This window comes from Acinetobacter guillouiae CIP 63.46 (assembly GCF_000368145.1).
In the GTDB taxonomy this organism is placed as follows: Bacteria; Pseudomonadota; Gammaproteobacteria; order Pseudomonadales; family Moraxellaceae; genus Acinetobacter; species Acinetobacter guillouiae.
Window position 1 is genome coordinate 215370 of record NZ_KB849282.1, and the last position, 13507, is coordinate 228876.

Consider the following 13507-nt stretch of genomic DNA (forward strand, 5'->3'; position numbering starts at 1 on the left):
TTGCTTCAAGATTCTGGCTTATAGACCAAAATAACCTGACGCAATTTGATAAGTGAGGAAAGCCATTAAATAAGCCAAACCAAATAGATAAACTGTCATACCAGCAACAGTTTTCCAAGAACCTGTTTCACGTTTTACCGTAGCCAATGTCGCTAAACAATGCGGTGCATAGATAAACCACACCAACAACGATAAACCTGTTGCAACTGACCAGCTTAAATCACCCTGACTGATCAGATGTGATAAACCTTGAGCAACTGCATCATCATCCGCTGCGGATAACGCATAAACCGTACCCAATGCTGCAACCACAACTTCACGTGCTGCCATCGCTGGAATTAAAGCAATACAGATTTGCCAATTAAATCCAAGCGGTTCAAAGATTGGGTGCATCACATGCCCCAGCATCCCGGCAAAAGAGTAGTCAATATCTGGTAAAGTTGCACCCTCTGGCGGTTGAGGGAATGTACATAAGAACCATAATAAAATCGATAAAGCGAAGATAATGCCACCGACGCGCTTTAAGAAGATCTTGGCACGGTCTAACAAACCAATCCATACACTTTTTATATCTGGGATACGATAGCTTGGTAATTCCATCAATAAAGCATGTTGTGATTTATCTTTCTGGAAAAATTTCAGCACGGTCGCAACAATGAGCGCGCTCACAATTCCCGCCATGTATAAACCGAAGAGCACTAAACCTTGTAGATTAAGGAAACCCCAAACCATTTTCGCTGGAATAAATGCAGCAATCAGCAAGGCATAAACCGGCAAACGCGCTGAACATGTCATCAAAGGTGCAACCAGTATCGTCACCAAACGATCTCGTGGATCGCTGATACTTCGAGTCGCCATGATCCCAGGTACAGCACAGGCAAAACTGGATAACAGTGGGATAAACGCCCGACCACTTAAGCCTGCTTTAAACATTAATTTATCGAGTAGAAACGCCGCACGCGGTAGATAGCCTGACTCTTCTAAAACCAAAATAAAGAAGAACAGAATTAGAATCTGTGGCAAAAACACCACTACACTACCTGCACCTGCAATAATCCCATCGACCACCAAGCTGTGAAGTAATGGCTGGGTAATAAATTGCCCAATCCAGCCACCAAACCAGCCAAAAAATTCTTCAATACCATCCATAAATGGCGCTGCCCAAGCGAATACCGCTTGGAAAACAATAAACATCATCAGCGCAAGGCTAAGAAGTCCTAAAACGGGGTGTAAAAAAATCTTATCGAGAAAATCAGTACGTTTATCTTCATGATCTAAAAAAACCACCACATCTTTTAAGATTTGGTCAATTTTTTCATGATTGGAACCTGAAAGCTTAACATCACTCAGTTCTGCACTTGGTGTGTGGAATTTTTCATTTTCCAAAGCACCCATCAAGTTTTCAATCCCTGCATTACGTACAGCAACCGTTTCCACCACAGGAATACCTAAACGCTGTGATAATTTTTGGGTATTGATCTGCATACCACGACGACGCGCTTCATCCATCATGTTTAATACAAGCAGAATCGGTTTGCCTTGTTCAATGACTTCAAGGACAAGTCCCAAATGTAATTTTAAGTTGGTTGCATCCACCACACATAAAAATGCCTGTTGATCTTGTTCACCGGCAATTTTCCCTAAAACGACATCACGGGTAATGGCTTCATCAGGACTGGCTGCATCGAGGCTATATGTTCCAGGCAAATCTAGAACACGCACCGCACGACCAGAAGGTAAATTAAATGTACCCACTTTACGTTCAACAGTCACCCCAGCATAGTTGGCAACTTTTTGACGTGTACCGGTTAAATGGTTGAAAAGTGAAGTTTTACCGCAGTTAGGATTTCCCACTAAAGCAATACGTAAAGTTTCGCTCATGCGGAAGCTCCTTCTAATGCCTGATGTATTTCAATTTTCTCGGCTTCAATCTTGCGCAACGCAAATCGAGTAAAACCAATTTGAATGAGAATAGGATCACCACCAAAAACACCTTTTGTGATCACTTGTACACGTGTGCCAGGCACAAAACCTAGAGTTTCTAAACGACTCGCCACTAAATCTGGCTGATTGACATTATCTTGTGAGGTACGATTGACCTTTGCGATAATGGCAGTTTGCTTTACTTTCAAGTCTGACAAACGCACAGCAATTAACCCTAAAATTTACACGATAGACAGACTATTATACATACAAATGAGAATAATTACCAAGTAAGGTTTGATTACAATTCTCATTCAAACACGATATTCGACTTATGTTTTCTTTTAGTCTACATTCCATCAACAAATAAGTTTTAAACACCACCGAAGCCCATGCTAAATAAGAAACCACGTATTCCTGCCGCTGTTGCTATTCCTGAAAATCTAGGCTTTTTACAGGGATTCCGTGACTATTTAATTGCACAAACGGTCAGTCCGCATACAAGAAACGCCTATTTATCTGACTTAATTCAATGTAGTGAATGTGTAAATTCTTACCTTCCGAATTGGACACATGAAGACATCTCCGATGTGCTTATTCAACTCACCAAACAAGGCAAAAGCCCTCGGTCAATTGCCCGTTCACTTTCTGCTTTACGTTCATTTTTTAAGTTTTTACGTGAACAAAAGATTCGTTTAGATAATCCTGTCGCGACCCATAAAACCCCAAAACTCGGACGAGCATTGCCTAAAGATTTATCGGAGCAGGACGTTGAAGCACTGATTCAGGCACCAGACGTCACAACAGCGTTGGGTTTGCGTGATCGCGCCATGTTTGAAGTACTTTATGCTTGTGGTTTACGTGTTTCAGAGCTTTTAAATTTAAGGTTAGATTTGATCAATTTAAAACAAGGTTATTTAAGAATCACAGGTAAAGGCAATAAAGAACGTCTGGTGCCTTTAGGCGGGATGGCGTGTGAATGGGTGGAAAAATATTTAACAGAATCTCGCCCACAACTGTATAAATCCGCTACCGATTATCTATTTCTAACCCAACATGGTGGCATCATGAGTCGTCAAAACTTTTGGTATGCCATCAAGCGTTATGCCTTACAAGCTGGAATTCAAGCTGAGCTATCACCACATACCTTACGCCATGCTTTTGCAACGCATCTTTTAAATCATGGCGCTGACTTACGGGTGGTGCAAATGCTTTTGGGGCATAGTGATTTATCGACCACACAAATTTATACCCATGTCGCACAAATCCGTATGCAGCAACTGCATGAAAAATATCATCCACGCGCTTGATGGCTGAGCATGACGTGTATATCGGCAATTTACATCCCTTAATCAAGTTTTAAAGTACACTATTAAAAATTTTGTTATGCTAATTCCCTCAAATCATGCTGAAGAAACATAAAGAGTTATTTATGCAATTGAATCGTTCAAAATTGATGTTGGCTTGTCTTATTGCAAGCACGATGGCAGTGAGTGCTTGTTCAAAAAATCCAGACTCAAAAAAAGATGACACTTTAACTGCGACAGCACCTGCAACAGGTGAGGCATCGAATTTAACTGAGCGTGATGCAAAACAACGTCTAATTCAAACATTACAAGCCAATTTCAAAAAGGCTGGCGTTCAAGCCAAAATTTTAGATGCTAAACCGACTGAAATGCCCAATCTTTATTGGATCAGTATGGAAGGCATGAGCTCAGTCTATGCAACATCTGATGGTAAATTCCTGATCCAAGGCGATGTAATCCGTTTAGGTGGCGATAAACTCAGTAGCATTGGTGACAAAATACAAGCTGCAGAAAACAAGAAATATCTTGCTGACTTAAATATTAAGGACCTCTTGGTTTACCCTGCGCAAGGTAAGGTTAAACATGTAATCTATGTATTTACTGATGCAAGCTGCCCTTATTGCCATAAACTTCATGAACATATCAGTGAAATCACGGCTAAAGGTATTGAAATACGTTATATCGCATGGCCACGTGGTGAACAATTTATACCGACGATGGAAAGTATCTGGTGTAGTGCAGACCGTAGTGCTGCATTTAATCAAGCCATTGCTGGTACTGCGCTTCCACCTGCAAGTTGTAAAAATCCAGTTCGTGACCTGTATGCTTTAGGTCTAAAAATGGGTGTGAATGGTACCCCTGCGATCTACAATGCAGAGGGTGAATATCTGGGCGGTTATATGACTGCTGACGAAATTGAAAGCCGTTTAAATAAATAATTTTTATCAGTAAATTTACTATTATTTATAGCTCAATATAAAGATGCGTCAGGCTCTAGAGTCTGGCGCATTTTTTAGCTATGATCTAAGCTTAATATAATTTATATACATAATTGGAGTGTGACGTGAAACCAGTTCGTCTGGCAATACTCGGTCTTGGAACCGTAGGCGGTGGTGCCCTTAAACTACTACAAGAAAACGCTGCTGAAATTAGACGTCGCACCGGTCGAGAAATTGAAATTACCCACGTAGGCACGCGTCGTCCACGTCCAGATCTAAATTTACCAGCAAGCATTAAACAGAGCGCTGATCTGCTAGATATCGTCCGCCAGCCTGATGTTGATGTTGTCGTTGAAGTCATGGGCGGTATTCACCCTGCTTATGAAGTCATGATGGAAGCTATAAAACATGGCAAGCAAGTTGTAACGGCAAACAAAGCCTTACTGGCAGAACATGGAAATGAGCTATTTAAAGCGGCTGATGATCACCACGTACAAGTTGCCTTTGAAGCAGCGGTTGCGGGTGGTATTCCAATTATCAAGGTCATTCGTGAAGGCCTAGCAGCCAATAAAATTGAATGGCTGGCTGGTATCATCAATGGTACAGGTAATTTCATTCTGACTGAAATGAGTGAAAAAGGTCGTGCCTTTGCAGACGTACTCAAAGAAGCTCAAGAACTTGGTTATGCCGAAGCAGACCCAACATTTGATGTTGAAGGTATTGATGCTGCGCATAAGCTGACTATTCTTGCGTCATGTGCCTTTGGTATTCCTTTACAGTTCGATAAGGTTTATACCGAAGGTATTACCAAGATTACTGCACAAGATGTGAAATACGCTGAAGAGCTTGGCTATAAGATCAAACACTTGGGTATTGCACGTCGTTCTAGCAAAGGCATCGAACTTCGCGTACACCCAACCCTGATTCCTGAAGAAGAGCTTCTTGCCAATGTAAATGGCGTGAAGAATGCAGTTCTGGTTCAAGCCAATGCAGTTGGTCCTACATTGTATTATGGCGCAGGTGCAGGCGCAGGCCCTACTGCTTCTGCGGTTGTGGCGGATGTGGTTGATATTGTCCGTGATATCATTTACACAGAAGATGGTTCAGGCACTATTCCTCAGCTTGCCTTTGAAGCTCTTTCCGACTTGCATATCTTGTCGAGTGATGAGATGACTACAGGTTATTATTTGCGTTTAAATGCTGAAGACCAAACTGGTGTACTCGCAGATGTAACAACAATTTTAAGTCGCACAGGGATCAGTATTGATGCCATCATGCAGCAACCTCGCTTAAAAGATCTGATTCCTATCGTGATTTTGACTGATCCGATTGTCGAATCGAAAATGAATGAAGCGATTGCACAAATTCAAGCCTTACCTGCTATCCATGGCGAAATCGTACGAATTCGTTTAGAATTGCTCGATAACTAATCGGGTTTTAAACTCCTCTAAATTTGCAGCAATACCCTGCAAAGCGCCATTCAATGAATGGCTCAGCCTCTCCGAGTAGAGGCTTAGAGGTTAAAAGAATATCTTATTTGCTCTACACACAATTGGAACACCATCATGTCTAATGCCAATCGCTATACAGGACTTGTTGATCGCTATCGTGACCGCTTACCAGTATCGAAAACTACACGTGCTATTTCTTTAAATGAAGGTAATACGCCTCTCATTAAATTAGACAATATTCCCGGTATTATTGGTAAGAATGTTGAAATTTATGTGAAGTATGAAGGTTTAAACCCGACAGGTTCGTTTAAAGACCGTGGTATGACCATGGCAGTGACCAAAGCAGTAGAAGAAGGCTCTAAGGCGATTATCTGTGCATCTACAGGCAATACCTCTGCTGCTGCTGCTGCATATGCTGCTCGTGCGGGTATCAAAGCATTTGTGTTAATCCCAGAAGGCAAAATTGCCATGGGTAAAATGGCACAAGCGATGATGTACGGCGCGATCACCATGCAAATTCGCGGGAACTTCGATGACGGCATGCGTTTGGTTAAAGAAGTTGCAGACCAAGCGCCGGTAACGATTGTTAACTCAATCAACCCATACCGCTTACAAGGTCAAAAGACCATTGCTTATGAAATCGTAGAAGCGTTAGGTCGTGCGCCTGACTACCACTGCTTACCTGTTGGTAATGCGGGCAATATCACTGCGCATTGGATGGGTTATACCGAAGCAGTTGCTAATCAACCTGTTGAAGCATTTGAACAAGTGGTTTATGACCCTGAAACAGATAAGTTTACCGGTCCAAACCCTGAAGGTCGTCCGGTCATGGTCGGTTATCAAGCTTCTGGTGCTGCGCCATTCTTACGTGGTGGTCCTGTTGAAAACCCAGAAACAGTTGCAACAGCAATTCGTATTGGTAATCCTCAAAGCTTTAATCATGCTAAAGCGGTCGTTCGTGACTCAAATGGCTGGTTTGATGAATTAACTGATGCAGAAATTTTAGAAGCGCAACGTCTGCTTTCTATGTATGAAGGTGTATTTGTTGAACCTGCTTCTGCGGCATCTATCGGTGGTGCAATTCGTGATATCAAAGCAGGTAAAATTGCTGAAGGTTCTGTGATTGTGTGTACTGTGACAGGTAATGGTCTAAAAGATCCTGATACCGCAATTAAACAATGTGAAGATGCAGTGATGTTATCTATTGATGCAACAATGAATCAAGTGAAAGACTCTATTCTTTCAAATATGTAATAACGCATTCACATCTAAAAAACCAGTTGTGCGCAACTGGTTTTTTATTTGCTCAAGCTCAACATTGTTCTTCTTCATATTAGTCATAATTTAGATCTGATTCAGTCACACTATCTGCCTTTAGTATCAATTGCTTTGTCAGCACGATTTGAAAGTGCCACCCAAACACCAGCATTCCAAATTTACACATCTCATAATCTATTTTTTATGCTTAATTTAAGCATAAAAAAGCCCTTCATATTGAAGAGCTTTTTGTCATTTGGCTGGTTAAGTGCTGTGAGAAACTGATTAGATACGTTTCGGTAAATTACTGACCCAGTTTAATAAATTGGTTGCATCATTGGTACGTGCCTGAGACGAACTTGCACCTAATAACACCACCACAGCGGGACGACTATTTACAGTGGTGTGCATAACCACGCAACGCCCTGCTTCATTGATATAACCCGTTTTAGAAATATTAATATTCCAGCCGCCATTACGTACTAAGGCATTGGTATTATTTGATTTCAACACGCGATAACCTAAATTAAAGTCATAATGTGCTGTTGTTGAGAATTGACGGATCAAGCCATATTGCGATGCAGCACTGACTAAAATCCCCAAATCTCGAGCAGAAGAAACATTACGTGGATCTAAACCAGTAGATTCAACATAATGAGTTGAATTCATGCCCAATTGACGTGCTTTTGAATTCATTGCAGCAAAAAACGCTTGGCGACCACCTGGGTAAGTACGCGCTAAAGCTGCTGCAGCTGGATTTTCAGATTTCATCAATGCCACAAGTAACATTTCAGCACGATTCATGGTATCGCCAACTTTTAAAGTTGAACTTGAATTCTTACCACCAGCACCCGCAAAATCGATTTGTTGCAAAGTAATGTCTTCAGACATATTTAAACGGGCATCTGCGGTAATCACTGCTGTCATCAACTTGGTAATTGATGCGATAGGCAATGCCATATTGGTATTTTTACTAAACAGGACTTCACCTGTTTTTGCATCCATCACCAACGCAGCACGTGCATTTACCGATGGTTGGCTGTTATAGGTATTGGTGTCATAAATCTGTACAGACTTATTGGTCAATGTTGTCGGTGCAGCATTTGACGCACGAATTGTTGTGGTTAAGGTAGTTGAGCCTTTTGGAGAAATATCCTCGCCATCATCATCCAGAGAGTCACCATTGAGTAACTGGCTGGCATCTGAAGAAGACCAATTTACAGTTGCTTGTCCGCTCCCCCCCGATGAGTTCATAATGATTTCAGCAAAACCGGTAGAACTCAAACTGAGTAGTACTGACAAACTCAGCACATGCATTAACGTTTTTTTTGGTTTTTTCACGATAACTTACTCACCTCAAGGAGGTATTCACAAACTTGCTAATTACCTCAAATATGACTTACATTTACACTCAAACGTGACTATATTAAAACAAATATTTCAATCACGCCGTATTATGCGTAAATATTGAATGGATATTAGGAATAGGATTGCCAATTTTGTTATGTCTTTGCAAGTCTTTTTTGCTTTATGTAACAAAAATGTCGATATTGAGAAATTTAAGGAGGTGTAAGTGATTACTGTTTTAGTGGTAGATGACCATGAATTAGTAAGAACCGGCATCTGCAGAATGTTAGAAGATCAGACCGATATTCAAGTCATTGGACAAGCAGAATCTGGTGAAGAAGCAATTACGATTGTAAGGCAACAACATCCCAATGTGGTTTTATTGGATGTCAACATGCCTGGAATTGGTGGTGTAGAAACTACCCGTCGTTTGTTACAAACCGCACCTGATACCAAAGTACTCGCTGTGAGTGGTTTGGCTGAAGAACCCTATCCATCGCTATTATTGAAAGCTGGAGCTCGTGGTTACATTACCAAGGGCGCGCCAATCACTGAAATGGTTCGCGCAATCAAAAAAGTCATGCAAGGCGGTAAGTATTTTAGTGCCGATATTGCTGAACAACTTGCAAGCTCTTATTTATCCGATACACAAACCTCACCTTTTGACGCGCTGTCAGAACGTGAAATGCAAGTTGCCATGATGGTGGTAAATTGTGTCAGTGCACAAGAAATTTCTGACAAACTCTTTGTCAGTGTAAAAACAGTCAATACTTATCGTTATCGTATCTTTGAAAAATTAGGACTTGATAGTGATGTAAAACTCACCCACCTTGCGATACGTTATGGTTTAATTAAGCCATAAATTGATTAAAACAATAATTTATCTTGAGTACGATTTATGTCGCCTACGGTAACGGTTCCTATTTATCAAACAATTTACCGTCTAGGCACACTGTATTCAGGGTATAGATTGGTTATTGCCTTTTGCTTAGTCATTATTTTTCTGATTACCCTTGAACATCAGCCCGTACATTACGAATATCCCAGCTTATATTTTTATTCTCTAACCGCATTTACGCTGATCGCAGCATTACAAATGATGCTGCTCAAGTTCTATCCGCATGGGGTTGGGCGGCAATTTATCGGTTTTTTTATTGTTGATATTCCCTTTCTAAGTACCTTGGTATTTGCCCTCAATGGGCCAAATTTAGCCATCAGTATTTTGTTCGTAATTGCCGTTTTTACCGCGAATTTTCTGCTGAGTAAAAATAAAGCGCTATTCGTAACACTGGTTTCTGTGATTGCAATTATTTACCAACAGTTTTTAGGCAGCTTCTTCGATTTTTCAAATTTAAATAATATTAGTAACAGTGCCTTATTGGCTTTTTTATTTTTTATGGTCTATGGCATTGGACAGATTGCAATTAATCGCTTCCAAGTTTTAGAGTCGTTAAATACCTATCAATCTCTTGAATTATTTAAGTTACAGAACATTAACCGCTATATTTTAGAACAGATTGAAGTCGGTTATTTGGTGCTTGATGAAAAATGCAAAATTATCGTCAGTAACCCTGCCGCCTGTTTACTTTTGGGCATTTCACCGCTTTACGCACATGAGCAATATCATTTATCCAGCTTTCAACCGGACTTATATGAAATCTTAAAAGATGCCTTGTTACGTGATGGCGAACGCTTCCAATTTGAATCCCAACAGTCCTCGTATACAGTCGATATTCGCGTACAAAAATTGATTGTTCCGCATCAAGCACTCACGCTTTTAGTCCTCGAAGATGCACAAAAAATTAATCAAAAGGTACAACAACTCAAACTTGCCGCACTTGGTCAATTATCGGCCAGTATTGCCCATGAAATTCGCAATCCACTTGCTGCCATTGCGCAGGCCAATGATCTCTTTATCAGCAGCGACCCAGAACAACAAATCATTTTAAATCAAATGATTACCAAACAGACCATCCGTATCAATAATATTATTAAAGATACCTTAGATATGGCAAAAAATAAAAAGATCCATACCTCAAAAATTAATTTTCAAGAATTTGTTGATGACTTATTACGCCATGATTTAGGGGATGCTCAGGAAAAAATCAAATTAGAAATTCAAGCTGATGTTTGGATCTATTTTGATGACTCCCACCTCAGACAAGTTTTAATCAATTTAGTCCGTAATGCATTACGTCATAATGATCAAAATGCTGAACACATTTTAGTGCAAACGTTTAAAAATGAATCACATGTATATATCGATGTGATTGATTATGGGAAAGGCGTCACAAAACAAGATCTTTCGCAATTATTTCAGCCATTTTTTAGTACCGAAATCAATGGAACTGGTTTAGGATTGTACCTATCGCAGACGATATGCGAAGCGAATCAAGCGAAACTAATTTACGTAGAGCAAAAACAACAAGGGGCGTGCTTCCGTATCGAATGCCCACTCATGGATTAGATTAGGTTTTTGGGGATATGACTACACGACAACCATTGGTTTTACTTGTAGATGATGAACAAGATTTATGTATGTTAATGCAAATGAGCCTTTCTCGGATGGGCATCAAAACGCATATGGCACACCATTTACAACAAGCCAAATATTTTTTTAGTGAATATAAATATGATGCCTGTATTACCGATTTAAACCTCCCTGATGGTAGTGGTTTAGATTTGGTTAAGCATGTATCACAGCATTATCCTAAAACGCCTATTGCAGTCTTAACTGCATATGGAAATATGGAAATTGCGATTGCCTCGCTGAAAGCAGGTGCTTTTGATTTTGTCAGCAAACCGATTAACCAATTACATCTGCAACAGCTTTTACAAAAAGCTTTGCATGTACCACAGTTAAGAGAAACTATCAACGATGCGCCGCTTGAGGAATCAATGCTCATCGGTGATTCACAGGTCATTCGTAAGTTAAGAGAATCGATTAAAAAAATTGCTCGTTCACAAGCACCAGTATTTATCACGGGTGAATCTGGAACAGGTAAAGAAGTAGTTGCCAATCTCATCCATCTACTCAGCAACCGCAGTGATAGCCCTTTTGTGGCGATTAATTGTGGTGCAATTTCTGAAGAGTTGATGGAGAGTGAGCTATTTGGGCATAAGAAAGGCTGTTTTTCAGGTGCAACTCAAGACAAACAGGGCCTTATTCAAGCTGCCAATGGCGGTACCCTGTTTTTAGATGAAATTGCAGAACTTTCTTTGGCCATGCAAGCCAAATTGTTACGGGCTTTGCAAGAAAAGAAAATTCGTCCTCTAGGCAGTGATACCGAAATCGAAGTTGATTTTCGTATTATCAGTGCAACACATCAAGATATTGAAGCATTCGTTGAACAAGGCAAATTCCGTCATGATCTGTTCTTTAGAATTCATGTGATGGATATTGTGCTCCCGCCATTGCGCGAACGTGATTGTGATATTCTAATTTTAGCCAATCATTTTCTTCAGCAAATTTGTACAGAGTGGCGTATTTCAACCAAGTCTTTCACTGAACAAGCCAAAGCTTTTCTTTTGCAACAACATTACTCAGGCAATGTTCGTGAATTACGCAATATCATCGAAAAAGCCATTACCATGAGTGATGAAGACTATATTGATATTCAACAGCTGCAACCAGCTCCACATCGTGGTATCCACAAAGTCGAACAGCATGATCTGATGCAAAGTAAAGCCTTGCCTATCGTCATGCCGAATAAAGCACAAAACATTCCAGAAGAAGGTTTGGAGCAATATTTGGAAAAAGTCGAAAAAGAGGTGCTGTTATCTGCGTTAAATCAAACCCATTGGAATCGTACTTTAGCTGCGAAGAAATTGGGCATGACGTTTCGTTCTTTACGCTACCGTTTGAAAAAGTTTGGTTTAGATACCGATGATGATGAATAAAGGCAGCCTATATTCTTCATCATAATATCAATTCAAACGCTTTTGCTTTTTACATGGTTACAGCGTGGCGATATGGATGTTGTCGTTGGGGAGGGAGGGTAGAACACCCCTTGCCCAACACAACATGATTTAACTGCCGAATGTCAGATATAGCAGCATAAACTGCTACAGTGTTATAAATTCACTTTTCTGCACTCAACTTTATCTATCACGATGTTTTAATAGTTGATCTGCAACATTATTTAAATAAGTTTCTTCTTTTAGATCCAAAGCCCATGGATATTCCAAATTAGGGCGAATGCCCTGCCCGTCAATCATATTGCCATTAGGCGTATAATAATGCGAAACCGTCATTTGTAATGCAGCGCCATTTGGCAATGGAAATAACTTCTGTACAACGCCTTTGCCATAGCTTTTTTCACCAATGACCCAAGCACGCTGATGCTCTTTCATTGCAGCCGTAAAAACTTCTGCTGCAGATGCCGAACGACCATTAATCAAAATACCTAATTTGGTATTGGACGACTCATCACCCGGTAAGGCTTGGAATTGTTGATTGCCTTCTGAACGGCTTTTGGTAGAAACAATCGTTCCCTGAGTTAAAAACAGATCAGCCGTTTCAACAGCCGCTGAGAGTAAACCACCGGGGTTATTACGCAAATCGAACAACACGGCTTTTACTTTTTGAGTGCTATATTCTTCAATTAAACGTTTAATTTCATTGGCCGTATCTTGTTGAAAGACTTTGACTTTAAGAACCAAAACCTGATTATGCAACATAACCGGCTCTATATCCGCCACTTCCAATTTTCGATTTCTGACCACAGTGATTGCTGGGCTTTTTTCATTCAGTTGCAACTGAAAAGTTGAACCAATTGAACCATGTAATAAGTCTTCGACTTGCTGAGCATTTAAGTTCTTAAGCTCTTGATTTTCAATTTTAAAAATAGTGAAGCCATTTTTTAAACCGAGTTTAAATGAGTCTGAATTATCGCGTAAATTCTTCACTTTCCATTGATGAATATGATTATCAAAAGCCAATTCAAAGTCAGCAGTCGCAAGGTCACTTTCCGTATATTGCATCAACTGTTTATATTCTTCAGGACTTAGATAACGTGAATAGCGATCTAAACCACCTACCAGCCCTTTGATTGCCTGTAAAAACAAAACATCATCAGGTTTTTCCTGAACATAATTGTCTTTAACGATACCGTAAATTTGCACAAACTGCTCAATCGATTCAATGGGCACTTCGGCAATACTTTCTTCGACATCACCATCAAAATCAAGTGCGGCAGCATTTTCTGCTGCCCAAACTGAATGGCTTCCACAGGCCAACAATCCTGTTAATACAGCAATATATTTCCAAGCTTGAGCCATTCAC

The 13507-nt window shown here is 40.3% G+C and carries 11 protein-coding genes; 7 read left to right on the forward strand and 4 right to left on the reverse strand.

Annotated elements, in window-relative coordinates:
- Window positions 1-18: 18 nt before the first annotated feature.
- Both feoB and F981_RS03270 read right to left on the reverse strand, forming a co-directional pair.
- Window positions 19-1881 carry a ferrous iron transport protein B gene (gene feoB, locus F981_RS03265; RefSeq protein WP_004718379.1) on the reverse strand — a complete coding sequence of 621 codons (1863 nt, stop codon included), beginning with the start codon at window positions 1879-1881 and terminating at the stop codon, window positions 19-21.
- Window positions 1878-2147: a FeoA family protein gene (locus F981_RS03270; RefSeq protein ID WP_004718380.1), complete on the reverse strand. Its 270-nt coding sequence runs from the start codon at window positions 2145-2147 to the stop codon at window positions 1878-1880. The genes feoB and F981_RS03270 overlap by 4 nt, the downstream gene beginning before the upstream one ends.
- A 168-nt stretch (window positions 2148-2315) precedes the next feature.
- Between F981_RS03270 and xerD the strand changes: the two genes are divergently transcribed.
- The 4 genes from xerD to thrC all read left to right on the forward strand — a co-directional run bounded on the left by xerD (window position 2316) and on the right by thrC (window position 6873).
- A complete protein-coding gene (xerD, locus tag F981_RS03275) occupies window positions 2316-3233 on the forward strand; it encodes a site-specific tyrosine recombinase XerD (RefSeq protein ID WP_004718381.1) in 918 nt (305 codons plus the stop codon).
- 122 nt (window positions 3234-3355) lie between these two features.
- A complete protein-coding gene (locus F981_RS03280; protein ID WP_004718384.1) occupies window positions 3356-4168 on the forward strand; it encodes a thioredoxin fold domain-containing protein in 813 nt (270 codons plus the stop codon).
- A gap of 125 nt (window positions 4169-4293) precedes the next feature.
- On the forward strand, window positions 4294-5598 hold the full coding sequence (locus F981_RS03285; RefSeq protein WP_004718385.1) for a homoserine dehydrogenase: 1305 nt from the start codon (window positions 4294-4296) through the stop codon (window positions 5596-5598).
- A gap of 135 nt (window positions 5599-5733) precedes the next feature.
- Entirely contained in the window at window positions 5734-6873 is a 1140-nt protein-coding gene (gene thrC, locus F981_RS03290; protein WP_004718388.1) for a threonine synthase, read from the forward strand.
- A 288-nt stretch (window positions 6874-7161) separates the two neighbouring features.
- Here the strand turns inward: thrC and pbpG are convergent, their stop codons facing one another.
- Entirely contained in the window at window positions 7162-8217 is a 1056-nt protein-coding gene (gene pbpG / locus F981_RS03295) for a D-alanyl-D-alanine endopeptidase PBP7/8 (protein ID WP_004718389.1), read from the reverse strand.
- A 232-nt stretch (window positions 8218-8449) separates the two neighbouring features.
- Here pbpG and gacA point away from each other — a divergent pair, with 232 nt between their 5' ends.
- From gacA to F981_RS03310, 3 genes are read left to right on the forward strand one after another with little or no spacing between them, the layout of a single operon-like run.
- A complete protein-coding gene (gene gacA / locus F981_RS03300) occupies window positions 8450-9085 on the forward strand; it encodes a response regulator transcription factor GacA (RefSeq protein WP_004718392.1) in 636 nt (211 codons plus the stop codon).
- Window positions 9086-9121: 36 nt separating this feature from the next.
- The gene (locus F981_RS03305) at window positions 9122-10690 is read left to right on the forward strand and encodes a sensor histidine kinase (protein ID WP_004718393.1); all 1569 of its coding nucleotides are present in this window, start codon (window positions 9122-9124) and stop codon (window positions 10688-10690) included.
- Between the two features lie 17 nt (window positions 10691-10707).
- Window positions 10708-12123, forward strand: a complete 1416-nt coding sequence (locus tag F981_RS03310) for a sigma-54-dependent transcriptional regulator (RefSeq protein ID WP_004718395.1) — start codon at window positions 10708-10710, stop codon at window positions 12121-12123.
- A gap of 201 nt (window positions 12124-12324) precedes the next feature.
- Here F981_RS03310 and F981_RS03315 read toward each other — a convergent pair whose 3' ends face one another.
- Entirely contained in the window at window positions 12325-13503 is a 1179-nt protein-coding gene (locus F981_RS03315) for a S41 family peptidase (RefSeq protein WP_004718396.1), read from the reverse strand.
- Window positions 13504-13507 lie beyond the last annotated feature (4 nt).

Excerpts from the sequence above, each read along its gene's own strand:
- feoB (WP_004718379.1), bottom strand. The coding sequence starts at position 1,881 with ATGAGCGAAACTTTACGTATTGCTTTAGTGGGAAATCCTAACTGCGGT.
- xerD (WP_004718381.1), top strand. The coding sequence starts at position 2,316 with ATGCTAAATAAGAAACCACGTATTCCTGCCGCTGTTGCTATTCCTGAA.
- F981_RS03280 (WP_004718384.1), top strand. The coding sequence starts at position 3,356 with ATGCAATTGAATCGTTCAAAATTGATGTTGGCTTGTCTTATTGCAAGC.
- thrC (WP_004718388.1), top strand. The coding sequence starts at position 5,734 with ATGTCTAATGCCAATCGCTATACAGGACTTGTTGATCGCTATCGTGAC.
- F981_RS03305 (WP_004718393.1), top strand. The coding sequence starts at position 9,122 with ATGTCGCCTACGGTAACGGTTCCTATTTATCAAACAATTTACCGTCTA.
- F981_RS03310 (WP_004718395.1), top strand. The coding sequence starts at position 10,708 with ATGACTACACGACAACCATTGGTTTTACTTGTAGATGATGAACAAGAT.
- F981_RS03315 (WP_004718396.1), bottom strand. The coding sequence starts at position 13,503 with ATGGCTCAAGCTTGGAAATATATTGCTGTATTAACAGGATTGTTGGCC.